We start from the raw sequence: 17,767 nt of genomic DNA, 5'->3' as shown, positions 1-17,767 counted from the left end.
CAGGCTTTGTTTTTATGGGGAACAATACCGGAACAGTTTAGAAGTGTACGGGCACAGTTGTCACTTATCTAAGCCGTACAGCGCGAGTGCGGGGGTAACTGTATGGGTGCGGACAATGCAGCTGTGGGAGCGAGATTTGCCCGCGATGGCAGCACCGCGGTACGCCTGGCACACCGAGCCGCTCCAATCGCGAACAAGCCCGCTCCCACAGTCCAGGCAAATCCCGGTTTTAGCGAGCGGCGCCCAACTGGCCTTTTTCGTCCGAGAAGACGATTTCAACACGACGGTTCTGGGCCCGGCCGCGCTCACTGGCGTTCACATCCACCGGGTACTGGTCGCCATAACCTTCCACCTGGATACGTTTCTCGTCGATACCCAGGTCGATCAGCACATCCGCCACTGCCTGGGCACGGGCCATGGACAGCTTGAGGTTATCCTCCGTGCCGCCCGTGCTGTCGGTGTAACCCTCAATCCGCACAATGCGCTTGGGGTTGAGTTGCAGAAACTGCACCAGTTTGAGCACCGTGCGGTTGGCCGAATTTTTCAAATCGGCTTCGCCTGTATCAAACAACACGTCACCCAGGGTCATGACCAGGCCACGATCGGTCTGGGTCGTGGCCAGGCTGACGATTTGCTCTTCCAGCCATTGGCCCTGCTGCTGAACGCTTAACAGCTTGGCCTCCCGCAAGGCCAGTTGCAGTCGCTGACGCTCCAGCTCGAGCTTGGCCGCGCGCTCTTCATTCAGCACCTGCTGGGTGTGCTCACGGGCGATTTCGCTGTAACGCTGGCTCAAGTAGGCGTAATGCGCAACGTCATCACCGCTGCCCCAATAGCTGGACAACCGGTCAGCACGCGCCAGGGACTCACCGGAGCGGATCACGTCCTTGGGAGCGATGCGCAATACATTGGTATCTTCCTTGACGGCCTGGAAGTCGGTACCGGCCTGCTGCAAGGCCTGCTGGCTGTTGTGATGGCCGGTGCAACCGCTCAGGCCGATAGCTAGCGCCCCCATATAAGCTGCGGACTTGAGGCTCATTGCGCCTCCGCCAGTTGTTTGCGCAAGCGCGCGATACGGGTATTGAGCACGTTTAATTGTTCCTGGCTTTTTTGCGTCAGCACACGAGCTTCAGCCAAGCGGGCGTCAAGCTCCGCCTGTTCGGCCTGCATGCGCGCGTCCTTGTAAGATTCATCTGTCATATCGGCCAGCGCTTGGGCCAACTTGTCTTCGGCTTGTTTAAGCTCGGCCAGGTCATCGGCTTTTGCACCCACCGCCTTGGCTTGCTCCAGGGCCTGCTCGGTCAAACGCAATTGTTCATTCGGCGCAGGATCGGCTGCACACCCCGCCAGAGCCACAACGGCCAGGGCAGCGAAAAGAGGTCGAATTGTCACTAGGGATTCCTACTGTTTTGGGGCGCTGAGCGGTTGTTGCAGCTGGGTTTTCCACCGCTCCAGATTGCGTTGCACTACCGCCTCGGTCAGGCCGGAGGCGGGCAATTCTGTCATCTTTTTGGCGAGCTGTCCGCGCAACCACGGCTCATTACAGGCTGAGTCATGGGAAACAGCCAAAAACAGCCCTGGCTGATCGACAGGTTGCGGATGTGCCAGCAAATCATCGGCGATGCCCAGGGTTTGCGCAGTGACCATACCGGCATAACGACCGGCCAGTACATACTCGGCCTGCCCCAGCAGCAGCTTCTGAAAAGCCTGGGTCAACCCGGGCTGGGGCTCCAGGGTCAGTTGATGACGGGCAAACTCATTGAAGGTTTCGCTTAAACGGGCCTTTTCCGAGACCGCGCCCTTGTGCCCATGCAAGTCTGCGGGCGTTTCGTAGATCAGGGGAGAATCTTTGCGCGTCCACACCAGATAATCGTTGCGCACCAGCGGCGGGTGGATGTAATCGAAGGAAGAAAGCCCGGCCACGGTCAGCGGAGCATCGAGCAGCAAGTCCATGCGTCCGGTACGAACCTCGTCATGGGCCTGGGCACGCTTGCCGCCATAGAGCACTTCAACCTTGATCCCCAGCTCGTGGCCAGCCTGCTGGATCAGGTCGGCACTGGCGCCGATCAAATGGGCAGGGTCGGCCGGATCACGCCACAGGTAAGGCGGGGCATCGGGGCTGCCGGTGACGATCAGGCGTTCGCATTTGCCCGCCGCCTCGGACAGCAATGGCAAAAACACCAACCCTGCCAGCAGCCTGCTGATCTGACGCATATCCATACCCTACACTCCCTCCACACAATTGACAGGCATTAAAAAGCCCGGTTACCCGGGCTGTGAAAACAGGCAGGACACTGAGTGCCCTACCCTTCCCCACGCCCCGGTAACCGGGCCCTTTATAAGTGAAGCAACTGGATTAAACCAGTTTCTCCAGCTCAGGCACAGCTTCGAACAAGTCCGCTACCAGGCCGTAATCGGCCACCTGGAAGATCGGTGCTTCTTCGTCCTTGTTGATCGCAACGATCACCTTGGAATCTTTCATCCCGGCCAGATGCTGGATCGCGCCGGAAATACCGACCGCAATGTACAGCTGTGGCGCAACGATTTTACCGGTCTGGCCAACCTGCATGTCGTTGGGTACGAAACCTGCGTCCACAGCGGCGCGGGATGCGCCAACAGCAGCGCCCAACTTGTCAGCCAGGGTGTACAGCAGCTTGAAGTTGTCACCGTTCTGCATGCCACGGCCGCCAGAAACCACAACCTTGGCTGCGGTCAGCTCAGGACGGTCCGACTTGGCCAGCTCTTCGCCAACAAACGACGAAGTGCCTGCATCGTGAACCGCTGCAACCGCTTCAACCGCTGCCGAACCACCTTGCGCAGCAACCGGGTCGAAACCGGTGGCGCGTACGGTGATCACTTTGACCGGCGCAGTGGACTGTACGGTGGCAATGGCGTTACCGGCGTAAATCGGACGAGTGAAGGTGTCGGCGCTAACCACCGAAATGATCTCGGAGATCTGATCAACGTCCAGTTGCGCAGCAACGCGCGGCAGGATGTTTTTGCCGTTGGAAGTAGCTGCAGCCAGGATATGGCTGTAGCCAGCGCCCAGCTCTGCAACCAATGGCGCAACGTTTTCAGGCAACTGATGGGCGTAGGCCGCGTTATCAGCAACCAGAACTTTGGCCACACCAGCGATCTGCGCAGCTGCTTCGGCTACAGCGCCAATGCCCTGGCCTGCAACCAGAACGTGGATGTCGCCACCGATTTTGGCGGCAGCGGCAACGGTGTTCAGCGTGGCCGGAGCCAGTGCCTTGCCGTCGTGTTCTGCGATTACCAAGATAGTCATGATTAGATTACCTTCGCTTCGTTTTTCAGTTTCTCGACCAGTTCAGCCACCGACTTGACCTTGATACCCGCGCTGCGTGCAGCCGGGGCTTCCACTTTCAGGGTCTTGTTGGTCGAAGCAGTCGAAACACCCAACGCGTCTGGCGTCAGTACTTCAAGCGGCTTTTTCTTGGCTTTCATGATGTTTGGCAGGGACGCATAACGCGGCTCGTTCAAACGCAGGTCGGTGGTGATGATCGCCGGCAATTTCAGCGAAACAGTTTGCGCGCCGCCGTCTACTTCACGGGTCACGGCAACCTTGTCACCTGCCACTTCAACCTTGGACGCGAACGTGCCCTGACCGAAACCGGTCAACGCAGCCAGCATCTGGCCAGTCTGGTTGTTGTCGCTGTCGATGGCTTGTTTACCCAGGATCACCAGCTGTGGCTGTTCCTTGTCGACAACGGCCTTGAGCAGCTTGGCCACGGCCAGCGAGGTCAGGTCTTCGGCGGACTCGACCAGAATGGCGCGATCAGCACCCAGCGCCAGCGCGGTACGCAGCTGTTCCTGAGCGGTGGTCGGGCCGATGGAGACGACGACGATTTCAGTCGCAACGCCTTTCTCTTTCAGGCGCACGGCTTCTTCCACGGCGATTTCGCAGAAGGGGTTCATCGACATCTTGACGTTGGCGAGGTCAACGCCGGAGTTGTCCGCTTTGACGCGCACTTTAACGTTGTAATCGACCACTCGTTTGACAGCTACAAGAACCTTCATGGATTCCTCGTTACTCTCCGGTGAAAAGAAAGTCGCCTAGGCGAACCTGGCGGTTGATGCTCGTCAGCACAAGGGCACCTCCAAAGATCGTTGCCTTATTAATAGACGGGTACCAGCGACTGCCCCTGCGACCGTCTGTCCGATGTGACTAACAAGTCATCCACCAAAAGGACGTGTAAACTCCGCTGCAAAAATGGCAGGCTCCCACTGGCTCATGCCTGTGCCCTGTCTTTAGAGGTGCTCTTGAAACCGACAATCAGCCTACGGCGAGCGCAAAACCGACCGTATCTTGACCGGAACACCATTTGCGGTCAATACAGCAAATGGGCCAGTTTTAAGCCGCGCGTCTTTGATTTGTCTGGGTTGCAGTGAATTCAAACAAACGTTTGTATTGGACCCTGCCAGTGGTGTAGATATAATGCCCGACCTCATAGAGAGAGCGGCGCCTCATCCATTGCGTCCTTGGCCTGCGTCGAGGGAATAATGGATGAAACGCCAAACCTCCAATTAGAAAAATACCGTTGAGCCTTGAGTAGGAGAGAACCTGTGGAACGCGAATACATGGAATTCGACGTGGTCATCGTCGGCGCCGGCCCTGCCGGTTTGTCCGCCGCCTGCCGCCTGAAGCAGAAGGCCGCCGAAGCCGGTAAAGAAATCAGCGTCTGCGTGGTTGAAAAAGGCTCCGAAGTCGGTGCTCATATCCTGTCCGGTGCGGTCTTTGAACCTCGCGCCCTGAACGAGTTGTTCCCGGACTGGAAAGAGCTCGGCGCTCCGCTCAACACTCCCGTTACCCGCGACGATATTTATGTACTGCGCAGCGACAGCACCGCGACCAAGGTGCCAGACCTGTTTGTGCCGAAAACCATGCACAACGAAGGCAACTACATCATCTCCCTGGGCAACCTGTGCCGCTGGCTGGCACAGCAGGCCGAAAACCTGGGTGTAGAAATCTACCCGGGCTTCGCTGCTCAAGAAGTGCTATTCGACGAAAACAATGTGGTTCGCGGGATCATCACCGGCGACCTGGGCGTTGACCGCGAAGGCAACCCCAAGGAAGGCCTGTACACCCCGGGCATGGAACTGCGTGGCAAGTACACCCTGTTCGCCGAAGGCTGCCGCGGTCACCTGGGCAAGCAACTGATCGAACGCTTCAAGCTCGACAGCGACGCAGATGCCCAACACTACGGTATCGGCCTGAAAGAAATCTGGGAAATCGACCCGGCCAAACACCAGCCAGGCCTGGTGGTGCACACTGCAGGCTGGCCGCTGGACATTATCAGCAGCGAAAACACCGGCGGTTCTTTCCTGTATCACCTGGAAAACAACCAGGTAGTAGTTGGCCTGATCGTTGATCTGTCCTACAGCAACACCTTCCTGTCGCCATTCGACGAATTCCAGCGCCTCAAGCATCACCCGGTGCTCAAGCAGTACCTGGAAGGCGGCAAACGTATCAGCTATGGCGCTCGCGCCATCTGCAAAGGCGGCCTGAACTCGCTGCCGAAAATGATCTTCAACGGCGGCGCATTGATCGGTTGCGATCTGGGCACCCTGAACTTCTCCAAGATCAAAGGCAGCCACACCGCGATGAAGTCCGGCATGCTCGCAGCTGAGGCCGTGGCTGACTCGTTGCTCGCCGACTCCGAAGGCGGTGATGCACTGAACACCTACGTTGAGGCCTTCAAGGCCAGCTGGCTGTTCGACGAACTGTTCGCCAGCCGCAACTTCGGTCCGGCACTGCACAAGTTCGGCCCTATCGTGGGCGGTGGTTTCAACTGGCTTGATCAGAACATCTTCGGCGGCAAACTGCCGTTCACCCTGCACGACACCAAGCCTGACTACGCCTGCCTCAAACAGGCCAAGGACTGCAAAAAGATCGACTACCCGAAGCCGGACGGCAAACTCAGCTTCGACAAGCTCAGCTCGGTATTCATCTCCAGCACCAACCACGAAGAAGAGCAGCCTTGCCACCTCAAGCTGCGCGACGCGAGCATCCCGATCAGCGTCAACCTGCCGCTCTACGACGAGCCTGCTCAGCGTTATTGCCCGGCGGGTGTGTACGAAGTGATCACCCAGGAAAGCGGCGAGAAGCGCTTCCAGATCAACTCGCAAAACTGCGTGCACTGCAAAACCTGTGACATCAAGGACCCGTCACAGAACATCACCTGGGTAACCCCGGAAGGTGGCGGCGGGCCGACTTACCCGAACATGTAAGTCTAAAAAAGGCTCCTTCGGGGGCCTTTTTTATTGCCCCCGGATTTGTGGGAGCGGGCTTGCTCGCGATGGGATCGCCCAGGTTTGCCTGACAGACTGCGCTGTGCGCATCGCGAGCAAGCCCGCTCCCACACCACGCCCGTCACACCGGCTGGCTAGCACCCCACCCCTTCATGACCGGGGCTGCGTTCGAAGTAGCGCTTGTACTCCCGACTGAACTGCGACGTACTCTGATAGCCCACCCGCTCCGCCACCTGCGCCACCCCCAGCCCCTCACTCAATAGCAACTGCTGCGCCCGCAACAGCCGCAACCGCTTGAGATACTGCACCGGCGACAACAAGGTGCTGCGCTTGAAATGCTCATGAAAGGTCGACGCGCTCATATTCGCGCAACGGGCCAATGTCTCGACATTCAGCGGCTGTGCGAAGTGTTCATGCAAGTAGCTCAATGACGCCGCCACCCGGGCAAACTGCCCTTGCTGCTCAACCAAAGCCCGCAACACACCCGCCTGCGGCCCCCGCAAGGCCGCGAACAGCACCTCGCGCAACCTCGCCTGCCCCATGATCCGGCACTCCAGAGGGTCGTGCAGGCAACGCAACAGGCGCTCGACCGCCTGGCGCATATCGTCATCCAGCACCGCCGAGGTCATCGACTCCGGAGTTTGGGCAACTGCACTGCGGTCAGGGGCCAGGCCCATGGCCAGTACCAACTCGCCCAGTACCGCTCGGTCGATGCTGATAGCAACACCCAGCAATGGCATTTCTTCCGAAGCGAAGGTTTCACACTCAAAAGGCACCGCCAGCGCCTGCACCAGATAATGTCCGGCACCGTATTCCAGGGTGCGCTGGCCCAGATAGGCCAACTTACTGCCTTGAGCAATCACCATTAGGCTAGGCTCATAAATCTGCGGCATTCGGGCTACTACCCGGCAGGCAGAAACCACCCGGACTTCGGGCAACAAGGTCGACACAAAACCGGTTTGTGTCGCCAGCGGTTCGATCAGAGACACCAGAGCGGCGTTCTCGTCACGGTGACGGGTCAAAAGCATGGAGAAAGGTTCGCAGGAGGAATAGACAGCCGCATCTTCGCAGAATTGGTCAATAAAATGGCAGCCACCCCGTCAATCCGGAGTATTAGGCATGACAGGCGGAGGAATCGTCATAGTCCTGAAAGGCATGTAAGCGCAAAATTGCGCCCTGTTCACAGTCAACGTTTCGCGAGGTTCTCATGTCCACTGTTACTTATAACGCTATCGGTTATGCCGCCCAGAATGCCAAGGCCCCACTGGCGCCCATGCCGTTCAACCGTCGCGCACCGCGACCGGACGACGTCTCGATCGAAGTGCTGTATTGCGGTGTCTGTCACTCCGACATCCACCAGGCGCGCAATGACTGGGGCTTCGCGACTTACCCGCTGATGCCGGGCCATGAAATCATCGGCAAGGTCACCGCCGTTGGCGACAAAGTTACCAAACACAAGGTCGGCGATCTGGTCGGCGTGGGCTGCATGGTTGATTCGTGCCGCACCTGCTCGGCCTGCCAGGAAGACCTGGAGCAATACTGCCTGGAAGGCATGACCCAAACCTACGCCAGCCCGGACCGCATCGACGGCACCCTGACCATGGGCGGTTACTCGGACAAGATGGTTGTCAGCGAACACTTCGTACTGAGCATTCCGAAAAATCTCGACCCGGCCAGCGCCGCACCCCTGCTGTGCGCCGGCATCACCACCTACTCGCCTCTGGTTCACTACGGCGTGGAAGCGGGCGACAAGGTCGGTATTCTGGGTATGGGCGGCCTGGGCCACATGGGCATCAAGTTCGCCAAGGCTCTGGGCGCTGAAGTGACCCTGTTCACCCGCTCCGAAGCCAAGGCTGAAGAAGCGCGTCGCCAGGGCGCCGACCATGTGATCGTGTCCACCGATGCCGAACAGATGAAAGCCGCTGCCGGGCACTTCGACTTCCTGCTGGACACCATTCCGGTGCCGCACGACCTGAACCCGTACCTCGAAACCCTGACCTTTGACGGCGTACACATTCTGGTGGGCCTGATCGAGCCGGTCGAGCCAGCACTGAACGCCTTCAACCTGGTGTTCAAGCGGCGCGTACTGGCCGGCTCGCTGATCGGCGGCATTGCCGAAACCCAGGAAATGCTCGATTTCAGCGCCGAGCACGGGATTACCTGCGATATCGAAATGCTCGACATCAAAAACATCAACGAAGCCTTTGAGCGCGTGGTGAAAGGCGATGTGAAATACCGCTTTGTGATCGATATGAAAACGCTGAAGGCCTAAATGCGTCTTTGTGGGAGCGGGTTTCCCGCTCCCACAATCACTGGGTCTAGGGCTCAAGCCCTATCGGGAAAAACTCGCCAGCGCTCCACACGCCCAGCCAGTTTTGCCCATCGATTTCAGCAACCACCGCCAGTTCTATCAACTGATAGAACACATTGCGGTGGATCAGCGCTTCAAGGTTACGCCGTACATGCAGGTAAGGCGCAGGCTCCTGGGTCTCGGGGTTAATGACGAAGCGCAGCGGGTGCTCGCTGCCAGCGCTGACCGACTCATCGACATTGGTGGTAAAGCGCAGCACTTGCTGCTCCCCCACCCCTTCCACGTCCAGAGCGACCGCTACAAAAGGCGCGTCATCCACTTTGATGCCGACCTTTTCGACCGGTGTGATCAAAAAATATTCATCACCATCGCGACGAATGATGGTCGAGAACAATTTGACCATTGGCTTGCGACCGATCGGCGTACCCATGTAATACCAGATGCCATCACGGGCGATACGCATATCGATGTCCCCGCAAAAGGCGGTATCCCACAAATGAACGGGCGGCAGCCCCTTGTCGGCCCTGGGGATTTGCGCCAGCAAATTGCTGACGTCTACCGGCTCGCTCATGGTGCTCTCCTCGACTTATTGATCGCTCAAGCCTATCAAGCTGCGGGCGTACTTGGCGAGCGGCGGGCCGATCAGGTCGGCGGGCTTGTTGTCATGGAACGTCAGCAAACCGCCACGGCTGCGAATGGTGGCAGTGTCAATCAAGTACTGGGTACTGGTTTCGATCAGCATCACCTGAATCACCCCACTGTCGATGCCCAGGCGGCTGATTTCTTCCTGATCGAGCCATTCGTCGCTGTTGCCGATGCGGTCATCGGCCCGGGCAAAGCGGGTGTACAACAGGTAGTGGGCGCCAAAATTACGCGCTTCGGTCATGGCCTGATCGAGCCCCACCGGCTCCTTGGCCCGGCGCACCATGGGGAAGTATTCGACAAAACCGTTGAAAGCTTCTTCGGCAACGATATTGGGCCGCACATACGGATCGCCGATCGGTGCAAAAGGCCCCTGGGCGATATAAATAAAGGAATCAGGCTGAATGCGCAGCGAATTGCTGCGACGTGTATTGCTGTGATCGAGCAAACCGGCGTCGCTCATTTGATAGCGCGCGCCCTCGCCCAGATCACTGACGCTCATGCAGCCGCCCAGCGCCAAAAAAGCCAGCAACACAATCAGACCACGCATCCCGCTCTCCCGAAAGCCGATGACAAAAAACCGGCGAATAGCCCCGAGATGCAGATTACGCGCCAACACCCTCCTCCCCTGTGGGAGCGGGCTTACCCGCTTTGGCATCAACTCGGAGTATCAGCAAGACCGGTTTGCCAGCATCGCAGGCAAGCACGCTCCCACACAGATTGTTAGCCGCCGATGATTTTCATCACCGTAGCGCCGCCCGAGAAAGCCACGTCCTGTTTGTCGCCCAGGGCTTTCATCAATAAACCTTGCAGCGCTGGCAATGCCTCGTGGCGCGGCTTGTTCAGCAGATCACCCACATAGTGGCGATTGCTCGATGACAGGCAACCATGCAGCCACCCCGTGGACGACAACCGCAACCGCGAGCAGGTCCGGCAAAACGGCACGCTTTCGTTGGCAATCACGCCGAAATACCCGTGCCCGGGAATCTGGTAACGCACCGCCGTGGCGTCGATGGGCGCATCAGCCTGCAGGTATTCATGATGCTCGCCAATCAGCGCCAACAACTGCTGCAGGCTGACGAACTGCTGCAGGAAAGCATTGCCATCACTGGCCAGGTGCCCCATGCGCATAAGCTCGATAAAACGCAGCTCGTAACCACGCTCAAGGCAGTACTCCAGCAGCGGCATGACCTGATCCAGGTTCTGCCCGCGCAGCGGCACCATATTGACCTTGATTTTGATCCCGGCCTCACGCGCCTGTTGCATGCCATCGAGCACCGTTGCCAGGTCTCCGCCCCGGGCAATGCGGCGGAATGCTTCTGGGTCAAGGGTATCGAGGGAGACGTTGATGCGAGCGATGCCCGCGTCCAGCAGCAACGGCAGTTTGCGCGCAAGCAATTGGCCATTTGTAGTCAGGCTGATATCACCCAGGCCGAGCCGGCCGACATCACGCATAAAGGTGTCGAGCTTGGGGCTGATCAGCGGCTCACCGCCGGTGATGCGCAAGCGCTCGATGCCTGCAGCTTCGATCAGATAGGCCACACCACGCACCATGGCTTCGGCCGACAGCTCATCCTGTGCCGCCACCAGCCGTTTACCGTTGGGCACACAGTAAGTGCAGGCATAGTTGCAGGCTGAAGTCAGGCTGATCCGCAAATTGCGAAAACGTCTGCCTTGGCGATCAACGATCATGAATGACTCCGGCGCGGGGGAAATGGGTCGCTGCAAAACCTGACTCATAAATCAGGTTTTGGCAAGACCCAAGCCTGAGTATAAGCCTCAAGGCCATAAGCCATGAAGGCAAATACAGGCTGTGGTTACTCGACTGCCGGGGTGTCGGTGTCACGCTTGCGCTTGTTGCCCATGCGCACGCCGATGTCCATCAGGAACTGGAAAAAGCCCTCCTGATCTTCCAGCACATTGCTCCAGAACGGCGAGTGATACAGCGCCACCGCACCATGCACCAGGGCCCAGGCCGCGCAATAATGGAAGTAAGGCGGCACGTCTTCGAGCTTGCCTTCGCTGATGCGGCCCTTGATCAGCAGGGTCAGGCGCTCAAAGTTGGAAGCGCGGATCTTGTGCAGCTCTTCGACCAGTTCAGGCACCTGATTGCCCTTGACCACCTTCTCTTCAAGGCGATCAAACAATCGGTAGCGCTGCGGGTCGCGCATGCGGAACTCAAAGTAGGCACGGGACAGCGCCTCCTTGTCTTTATCCACATCGGCGGAATGCAGCAGCTCGTTCAAATCGCGCTCGTAATCGAGCATCAGGCGCAGGTAGATTTCGGCCTTGGACTTGAAGTGCTTGTAGATCGTGCCTTTGCCGATACCCACGGCATCAGCGATCATCTCGACGGTGACACTGTCTTCACCCAGGTCGAGGAACAGCTTGAGCGCGGTATCGAGAATTTCTTGCTCACGGCGACGAAACTCACGGACCTTACGGGGTTCTTTGTGCATAAGAAAAGGTCTGTTCGGGTCAAAATCGAAGCGGAGTATTATGCATTAGTCACGCTAAATTGCACGGATCATCCTGCATATCGATGGGTTCAAACGATTTACCCACGATTAGATGAGCACTCAAGCGAAGCTGGGGTATTCCAAATCTGTTTAAAAAACGATCAGCTACGGCTGGACGTTCGACAAAGCTGACCAATACTTATCATGTCGGCGTGACATCCCCCCCAAAGTGCTGCGCCGATATTGGCCGCAATGGAATGTGTGCCTTTGTTTTACTCCTAATGGTCTTAACCCGGATTCCCCAGAGCCCGGGTTTTTTTTGCCTGCTGTTCAGTTAAACGCCAAACCTGTAGGAACGGGCTTGCTCGCGACACAGGCAACTCGGTTTAGCAGACACACCGCAGCGATCCCATCGCGAGCAACCCCGCCCCCTCAAAGCCACGCAATCATCTGACCCGTGCCAGCGGGAACAGGCGCTTGAAGTTTTCGGTGGTTTGCTCTGCAAAGCGTTCGTAGGACTCACCGCGCAACATCGCCAAAAACTCAGCCACTTCACGCACGTATTGCGGCAGGTTTGGCTTGCCACGATGGGGGATCGGGGCGAGGTAAGGCGAGTCGGTCTCGACCAGCAGCCGGTCGGCAGGCACCTGACGGGCCACATCGCGCAGGGCATCAGCATTGCGAAAGGTCACAATCCCCGACAGCGAGATGTAGTAACCCATGTCCAGCGCCGCCTTGGCCATATCCCAGTCTTCGGTAAAGCAATGCAGCACACCGGCCTGCGGCAACGCTGCCTCACGCAACATGGCCAGGGTATCGGCGCGGGCACCGCGGGTGTGGATCACCACCGGCTTGCCGGTCTGCTGTGCCGCCTCCAGGTGAACCCTGAACGACAGTTGCTGCAAATCGGCTGCTTCAGGCTCGTAGTGGTAGTCCAGACCAGTTTCACCAATGGCCACCACCCGTGGGTGATTCAACTCGCCCAGCAGCCAGTCAAGCGCCGGTGCGGCACCGGGTTGTACGTCCAGCGGGTGGACGCCCACCGAGCAGTCCACATCGGCATAGCGCTCAGTCAGGGCTTTGACATCGGCCGCGTTGTCGGCGCTTACGCCAATGCATAGAAAATGCCCGACACCACGTTGGCGCGCAGCCTCAAGGGCGGCATCCAGCGAGCCGTCATGGGCGCTCAGATCAAGACGATCGAGATGGCAATGGGAGTCAACCAGCATACAAAAAATTACCTGTTTATCAATTCAGTCAGATCAGCGCTGGCCGGGCAGGCCTGCCCACTGCACCAGCAACGCTTCAAGCAACAGATCACGGTTGAGGTTGGCCTTGCTCAAGACCTTCTGGCGCTGGGCAAGAATCCAGTCCTGAATAGTCAGGACTTTGTCCTGCGCAGTCTTCTGCGCCAGGTACTGCAGCACTTTGCGCATGTCCTCCAGCCCGAGACCGTCCTCGTCCTGAGTCAGTTGATAGCGCAGGATCAGGTTCGACCAGTCGCAAAACCAGTCAAACAGCAACAGCAGCGGGATGGCTTTCCAGCTTTCAGCCAACTGACTGGCCGACAACTCGCGCTTGAGCAGTTTTTTAACCCCCTCAACCACCGCCGCACGCTGCTCGCGCACACCCTGGGCCTGCAGCTTGACGGCCACCAGGGGGGAACCGGCTGCCAGAGTCAGTAATTCGACCCGCTCGGCCTCAGGGATATCGGGCAGCGCATGGGCCAGCCATTCAAGGCTCAGCGCTTCACTTGGCAACGGGCAGGCCTGCTGCACACAGCGGCTGCGAATGGTCGGCAGCAACCGGCTGGACTGATGACTGACCAACAGCAAGACAGTGTTGCCCGAGGGCTCTTCAAGGCTTTTGAGCAAGGCGTTGGCGGCGTTGATGTTCATCGCCTCCACCGGCTCGACCAGCACCACCTTGCGCCCGCCCAACTGGGCGGTCTGCACCACAAAACTGACCAGATCACGCACCTGGTCAACCTTGATCGCCTTGTCAGCCTCTTCAGGCTCAAGAATGTAGTTGTCGGGGTGACTGCCCGCCGCCAGCAACGAACAGGACTTGCACGTACCGCAAGCCTCAAGCCCGACCGGCTGTTTGCACAGCAGGCTGGCCATCAGCCGCTCGGCCAGCGCCCGCTTACCGATGCCCGCCGGGCCGTGCAGCAGGTAGGCATGAGCGTGCTGTGCGCGCCCGGCCATCTGCTGCCACAGGCCGTCTTGCCACGGATAAGCCTCAGCCACGGTGCATGCCCAGCAATTGCGGCAACAGGGCGTCGAGCTGGCCCTGCACCTGCTCCAGGGTTTGTGCGGCATCGATCAGGCGGTAGCGCCCGGGCTCAAGCCTGGCACGTTCAAGGTAGGTACTGCGCACGGCGTCAAAGAAGGTGCGGCCTTCCTGCTCAAAGCGGTCGAGGCGACCGCGGGCACTGGCACGGGCCATGCCGACTTCGATGGGCAGATCGAACACCAGGGTCAGATCCGGGCGCAGAGCCCCCTGAACAAAGGTCTCCAGGGTTGCGATGCGCTCACGGGGCAAGCCCCGGCCACCGCCCTGATAGGCATAGGTGGCGTCGGTAAAGCGATCACACAGCACTACTGCACCACGGGCCAGCGCCGGGCGAATGACTTCGGCCAGATGCTGGGCGCGGGCAGCGAACACCAGTAACAGCTCGGTATCGGCACACATAGCGTCGTCGCTGGGCGTGAGCAACAGCTCGCGGATGCGCTCGGCCAGCGGCGTGCCGCCAGGTTCGCGGGTCAGCACCACGTCGATGCCTGCGGCGCGCAAACGCTCTGCCAGGTACTCGCGATTGGTACTTTTGCCCGCGCCTTCGGGGCCTTCCAAGGTAATAAACAAGCCAGTCACAAGCGGCAATCCTTAATCAGTGTCTTTCGGACTTTGCGGCTCGACCGGGGCGCTTGCCGGTTCAGCAGCGGGGGTCGGCGCAGGGCTCGAACGATAATCGGCCCGACGTTTGATCTGGAATTCACGCACAGCAGAGTTGTGCGCATCCAGGTCATCGGAAAACGTGTGGCTGCCATCGCCCTTGGCCACAAAGTACAGGCTGGTGCCATCCGCCGGGTGCAGTGCGGCATAAATGGCCTCACGCCCGACCATGGCAATCGGTGTCGGCGGCAGACCGGGAATGGTGTAGGTGTTGTACGGCGTAGGCTCGCGCAAATGGGCGCGGGTCAGTTTGCCGTTGTATCGCTCACCCAGACCGTAGATCACCGTAGGATCGGTTTGCAGTGGCATGCCGATTTTCATCCGACGCACAAATACTCCGGCAATTTGCCCACGCTCTTGTGGCACGCCGGTTTCTTTTTCCACCAGGGAAGCCATGATCAGCGCCTGGTATGGCGTTGTATAGGGTACGCCCGGGTCACGCTGTTCCCATTCCTGGGCCAGCACTTTATCCAGACGGTCGTAGGCCTTTTCCAGCAACTGGGCATCGGTCATCCCACGCACAAAACGGTAGGTATCAGGGAAAAACCGCCCTTCCGGGAATACCCCTTCGTGCCCGAGTTTGGCCATGACTTCGCTGTCGCTCAGGCCGTCGAGGGTCTGTTCGATTTTTTCGTGTTTGGCCAGGGCGCTACGCACCTGGCGAAAGTTCCAGCCTTCAACCAGGGTCAGGCTGTATTGCACCACCTCACCACGCTGCCACACACCGATCAACTCCTGGGCGGTCATGCCCGGAGTCATGCGATATTCGCCGCTGTGCAAAGGCTGGCCTTCAAGGTTAAAGCGCCAGTAAAGACGCAGCCAGAATGCGTCTTGCAGGGTACCGTCAGCTTCCAGTCGATTGAACGTGCCAGTCGGCGTGGCGCCGGCCGGGACATCGAGCAATTGCTCTTGCGTCAGGTTCAGCGGCTGGTCGAGCGCCGAGTTGAGCTTCCAGGCACTGACGCCCAGCAGCAAGCCCGCCAGCACCAGACCTGTCTCCAGCAGCACCAAGATTTTACGTTTCACGAATCAGACATCCAGTAAGGTGCGAGCAATACCTTGCAGTTTACGGGTCAGCGGCCCCACCGGCCAGCTAAGGTCTGCAAAAGCGCGCACCGGCCAAATGCCATATACGCTGTTGCAGAGAAAGAGTTCATCGGCCTGTTGCAACTGCGCAAGGCTGATATCGGTAACATGGCAAGGGATGCCCAGGCGCCCGGCCTCGGCCAGCAGTGCAGCCCGCATCACACCAGCCACACCGCAGCGGCGCAGGTCGGCAGTCAGCAAAACGCCGTCACGCACAATAAACAGATTGCTGAACACACCTTCAATCACCCGCCCCGAGGTATCGCGCATCAAGCCCTCGGCACAGGCCGGGTCTTGCCATTCGGAGCGCGCAATGACCTGTTCGAGTCGATTGAGGTGTTTGAGCCCGGCCAATAGCGGTTGCTCGGCCAGACGGGTGGCACAGTCGAACAGGGTGATACCGTGCAGCGCATTGGCTTCAGGCCAGGCAGCCGCCGGGCTGGCTTGCAGAATTCTTCGAGGCATGGCCCCGGGGGATATACCATAACCGCGCTGGCTGTCGCCGCGGGTCAGGATGAGCTTGAGGACGCCCTCGCCCATCGCGTGGGCGTAAGCCAGCAATTCGCTGCGGATCAGTGATTGATCCGCAACAATCGCCAGCCGGGAACACCCTTGCGCCAGGCGCTGCAGGTGCAGCTCCAGCAGCAACGGCGTGCCAGCCTTGACGGCGATGGTCTCGAACAGCCCATCGCCATAGGCCAGCCCACGGTCTTTAAGCGACGCCAGGGCGCTCGCCGGTTGACCGTCGACCCAGCTTTGCATTACTCGGCGTACCGGCGGAACACCAGCGAGCCGTTGGTGCCACCAAAACCGAACGAGTTGGACAGCACCACATCGATCGGCATTTCGCGCGGCGTGTGCGGCACGAAATCCAGGTCGCAGCCTTCATCAGGCTCGTCGAGGTTGATGGTCGGCGGCGCAATCTGGCTGTTGATGGCCAGTACGCTGAAGATCGCCTCGACTGCACCGGCGGCACCCAACAGGTGACCGGTCATGGACTTGGTCGAACTCACGGCCAGGTTGTAGGCGTGATCGCCGAACACCGACTTGATCGCCGAAACTTCTGCCAGGTCACCGGCAGGCGTCGAGGTGCCGTGGGCGTTGATGTACTGCACCTGATCAGGGTTGACCCGGGCATCACGCAAGGCATTGGTGATGCAGCGTGCCGCACCCGCACCGTCAGCCGGAGGCGAGGTCATGTGGAAAGCGTCACCGCTCATACCAAAACCGATCAGCTCGGCGTAGATGGTCGCGCCACGCGCCTTGGCATGCTCGAGCTCTTCGAGCACCAGCGCGCCGGCACCGTCGGACAGCACAAAACCGTCACGGCCCTTGTCCCACGGACGGCTGGCCCGGGTCGGGTCGTCGTTGCGGGTCGACAGCGCACGGGAAGCACCAAAGCCGCCCATGCCCAGACCGCAAGCAGCCATTTCTGCGCCACCTGCAATCATCACATCGGCTTCGCCGTAGGCAATGTTGCGCGCCGCCATGCCAATACAGTGCGTACCGGTGGTACAGGCTGTGGCGATGGCGTAGTTAGGCCCCTGTGTACCCAGGTGGATAGACAGAAAGCCGGAAATCATGTTGATGATCGAGCCCGGCACAAAAAACGGAGAAATCCGTCGCGGGCCTTGCTCGTGCAGGGTACGGCTGGTTTCTTCGATATTGGTCAGACCGCCAATACCCGAACCCATTGCCACACCGATGCGCTCACGATTGGCGTCGGTAACTTCCAGGCCGGAATTGCGCACAGCCTGAAACCCGGCTGCCAGACCGTATTGAATAAACAGGTCAAGTTTTCGGGCTTCTTTGACGGAGAGGTAGTCCTCAACGTTAAAGCCCTGTACCGAGCCGCCAAAACGGGTGGAATAGGCAGAAAGATCCGTGTGTTCGATCAGACCAATGCCACTACGGCCTGCCAGAATGCCTTGCCAGGTGCTCGGAACATCCGCACCCAGTGGCGACAACATCCCCATACCGGTGACTACGACGCGTCTACGCGACACAGCACTCTCCTTTATTCTATTGACGACACTTTGCATCACAC

18 protein-coding genes are annotated in these 17,767 nt (G+C 59.1%); 2 read left to right on the top strand and 16 right to left on the bottom strand.

Annotated elements, in window-relative coordinates; genetic code table 11:
* Window positions 1-229 precede the first annotated feature (229 nt).
* The 5 genes from V6L81_RS09980 to V6L81_RS09960 all read right to left on the bottom strand — a co-directional run bounded on the left by V6L81_RS09980 (window position 230) and on the right by V6L81_RS09960 (window position 4,035).
* On the bottom strand, window positions 230-1,036 hold the full coding sequence (locus V6L81_RS09980; RefSeq protein WP_095002267.1) for an OmpA family protein: 807 nt from the start codon (window positions 1,034-1,036) through the stop codon (window positions 230-232).
* Window positions 1,033-1,389, bottom strand: a complete 357-nt coding sequence (locus V6L81_RS09975; protein ID WP_307987220.1) for a DUF4398 domain-containing protein — start codon at window positions 1,387-1,389, stop codon at window positions 1,033-1,035. The genes V6L81_RS09980 and V6L81_RS09975 overlap by 4 nt, the downstream gene beginning before the upstream one ends.
* Before the next feature lie 9 nt (window positions 1,390-1,398).
* Window positions 1,399-2,217: an ABC transporter substrate-binding protein gene (locus V6L81_RS09970; protein ID WP_095002269.1), complete on the bottom strand. Its 819-nt coding sequence runs from the start codon at window positions 2,215-2,217 to the stop codon at window positions 1,399-1,401.
* Window positions 2,218-2,353: 136 nt separating this feature from the next.
* On the bottom strand, window positions 2,354-3,283 hold the full coding sequence (locus V6L81_RS09965) for an electron transfer flavoprotein subunit alpha/FixB family protein (protein ID WP_016779965.1): 930 nt from the start codon (window positions 3,281-3,283) through the stop codon (window positions 2,354-2,356).
* Between the two features lie 2 nt (window positions 3,284-3,285).
* On the bottom strand, window positions 3,286-4,035 hold the full coding sequence (locus tag V6L81_RS09960) for an electron transfer flavoprotein subunit beta/FixA family protein (protein ID WP_153327758.1): 750 nt from the start codon (window positions 4,033-4,035) through the stop codon (window positions 3,286-3,288).
* Between the two features lie 546 nt (window positions 4,036-4,581).
* Between V6L81_RS09960 and V6L81_RS09955 the strand changes: the two genes are divergently transcribed.
* Window positions 4,582-6,246 (top strand): electron transfer flavoprotein-ubiquinone oxidoreductase, encoded by a 1,665-nt coding sequence (locus V6L81_RS09955; RefSeq protein ID WP_095019830.1) that lies wholly within the window; start codon window positions 4,582-4,584, stop codon window positions 6,244-6,246.
* Between the two features lie 155 nt (window positions 6,247-6,401).
* Here V6L81_RS09955 and V6L81_RS09950 read toward each other — a convergent pair whose 3' ends face one another.
* Window positions 6,402-7,295: an AraC family transcriptional regulator gene (locus V6L81_RS09950; RefSeq protein WP_095003166.1), complete on the bottom strand. Its 894-nt coding sequence runs from the start codon at window positions 7,293-7,295 to the stop codon at window positions 6,402-6,404.
* Window positions 7,296-7,474: 179 nt separating this feature from the next.
* Here V6L81_RS09950 and V6L81_RS09945 point away from each other — a divergent pair, with 179 nt between their 5' ends.
* On the top strand, window positions 7,475-8,539 hold the full coding sequence (locus V6L81_RS09945) for an NAD(P)-dependent alcohol dehydrogenase (protein WP_095003165.1): 1,065 nt from the start codon (window positions 7,475-7,477) through the stop codon (window positions 8,537-8,539).
* Window positions 8,540-8,585: 46 nt separating this feature from the next.
* Here the strand turns inward: V6L81_RS09945 and V6L81_RS09940 are convergent, their stop codons facing one another.
* The 10 genes from V6L81_RS09940 to fabF form a co-directional block, all read right to left on the bottom strand.
* On the bottom strand, window positions 8,586-9,149 hold the full coding sequence (locus V6L81_RS09940) for a DUF1285 domain-containing protein (protein WP_338660644.1): 564 nt from the start codon (window positions 9,147-9,149) through the stop codon (window positions 8,586-8,588).
* 15 nt (window positions 9,150-9,164) lie between these two features.
* Window positions 9,165-9,770 carry a DUF4823 domain-containing protein gene (locus tag V6L81_RS09935; RefSeq protein ID WP_095019647.1) on the bottom strand — a complete coding sequence of 202 codons (606 nt, stop codon included), beginning with the start codon at window positions 9,768-9,770 and terminating at the stop codon, window positions 9,165-9,167.
* A 173-nt stretch (window positions 9,771-9,943) separates the two neighbouring features.
* Window positions 9,944-10,912 (bottom strand): GTP 3',8-cyclase MoaA, encoded by a 969-nt coding sequence (locus V6L81_RS09930; protein WP_095003162.1) that lies wholly within the window; start codon window positions 10,910-10,912, stop codon window positions 9,944-9,946.
* Window positions 10,913-11,037: 125 nt separating this feature from the next.
* Window positions 11,038-11,679 carry a TetR/AcrR family transcriptional regulator gene (locus V6L81_RS09925; RefSeq protein ID WP_019827947.1) on the bottom strand — a complete coding sequence of 214 codons (642 nt, stop codon included), beginning with the start codon at window positions 11,677-11,679 and terminating at the stop codon, window positions 11,038-11,040.
* A 446-nt stretch (window positions 11,680-12,125) separates the two neighbouring features.
* Window positions 12,126-12,908, bottom strand: coding sequence for a TatD family hydrolase (locus V6L81_RS09920; RefSeq protein WP_338660643.1), 783 nt, complete (start codon window positions 12,906-12,908; stop codon window positions 12,126-12,128).
* A gap of 33 nt (window positions 12,909-12,941) precedes the next feature.
* Window positions 12,942-13,928 carry a DNA polymerase III subunit delta' gene (locus tag V6L81_RS09915; RefSeq protein ID WP_095019644.1) on the bottom strand — a complete coding sequence of 329 codons (987 nt, stop codon included), beginning with the start codon at window positions 13,926-13,928 and terminating at the stop codon, window positions 12,942-12,944.
* A complete protein-coding gene (gene tmk, locus V6L81_RS09910) occupies window positions 13,921-14,553 on the bottom strand; it encodes a dTMP kinase (RefSeq protein ID WP_095003159.1) in 633 nt (210 codons plus the stop codon). The genes V6L81_RS09915 and tmk overlap by 8 nt, the downstream gene beginning before the upstream one ends.
* 12 nt (window positions 14,554-14,565) lie before the next feature.
* On the bottom strand, window positions 14,566-15,660 hold the full coding sequence (gene mltG / locus V6L81_RS09905) for an endolytic transglycosylase MltG (protein ID WP_095019643.1): 1,095 nt from the start codon (window positions 15,658-15,660) through the stop codon (window positions 14,566-14,568).
* Between the two features lie 3 nt (window positions 15,661-15,663).
* On the bottom strand, window positions 15,664-16,482 hold the full coding sequence (gene pabC / locus V6L81_RS09900) for an aminodeoxychorismate lyase (RefSeq protein WP_095019642.1): 819 nt from the start codon (window positions 16,480-16,482) through the stop codon (window positions 15,664-15,666).
* On the bottom strand, window positions 16,482-17,726 hold the full coding sequence (fabF, locus tag V6L81_RS09895; RefSeq protein WP_029611296.1) for a beta-ketoacyl-ACP synthase II: 1,245 nt from the start codon (window positions 17,724-17,726) through the stop codon (window positions 16,482-16,484). The genes pabC and fabF overlap by 1 nt, the downstream gene beginning before the upstream one ends.
* Between the last annotated feature and the right edge of the window lie 41 nt (window positions 17,727-17,767).

Source organism: Pseudomonas bubulae (assembly GCF_037023725.1).
Taxonomy (GTDB): Bacteria; Pseudomonadota; Gammaproteobacteria; order Pseudomonadales; family Pseudomonadaceae; genus Aquipseudomonas; species Aquipseudomonas bubulae.
The sequence above is the reverse complement of the archived record's forward strand: the minus strand, read 5'-3'. Positions and strand labels throughout refer to the sequence as shown.

Coding starts and splice junctions, on each gene's coding strand:
- V6L81_RS09980 (WP_095002267.1), bottom strand. CDS start 1,036: ATGAGCCTCAAGTCCGCAGCTTATATGGGGGCGCTAGCTATCGGCCTG.
- V6L81_RS09970 (WP_095002269.1), bottom strand. CDS start 2,217: ATGGATATGCGTCAGATCAGCAGGCTGCTGGCAGGGTTGGTGTTTTTG.
- V6L81_RS09965 (WP_016779965.1), bottom strand. CDS start 3,283: ATGACTATCTTGGTAATCGCAGAACACGACGGCAAGGCACTGGCTCCG.
- V6L81_RS09960 (WP_153327758.1), bottom strand. CDS start 4,035: ATGAAGGTTCTTGTAGCTGTCAAACGAGTGGTCGATTACAACGTTAAA.
- V6L81_RS09950 (WP_095003166.1), bottom strand. CDS start 7,295: ATGCTTTTGACCCGTCACCGTGACGAGAACGCCGCTCTGGTGTCTCTG.
- V6L81_RS09945 (WP_095003165.1), top strand. CDS start 7,475: ATGTCCACTGTTACTTATAACGCTATCGGTTATGCCGCCCAGAATGCC.
- V6L81_RS09940 (WP_338660644.1), bottom strand. CDS start 9,149: ATGAGCGAGCCGGTAGACGTCAGCAATTTGCTGGCGCAAATCCCCAGG.
- V6L81_RS09935 (WP_095019647.1), bottom strand. CDS start 9,770: ATGCGTGGTCTGATTGTGTTGCTGGCTTTTTTGGCGCTGGGCGGCTGC.
- V6L81_RS09930 (WP_095003162.1), bottom strand. CDS start 10,912: ATGATCGTTGATCGCCAAGGCAGACGTTTTCGCAATTTGCGGATCAGC.
- V6L81_RS09925 (WP_019827947.1), bottom strand. CDS start 11,679: ATGCACAAAGAACCCCGTAAGGTCCGTGAGTTTCGTCGCCGTGAGCAA.
- V6L81_RS09920 (WP_338660643.1), bottom strand. CDS start 12,908: ATGCTGGTTGACTCCCATTGCCATCTCGATCGTCTTGATCTGAGCGCC.
- pabC (WP_095019642.1), bottom strand. CDS start 16,482: ATGCAAAGCTGGGTCGACGGTCAACCGGCGAGCGCCCTGGCGTCGCTT.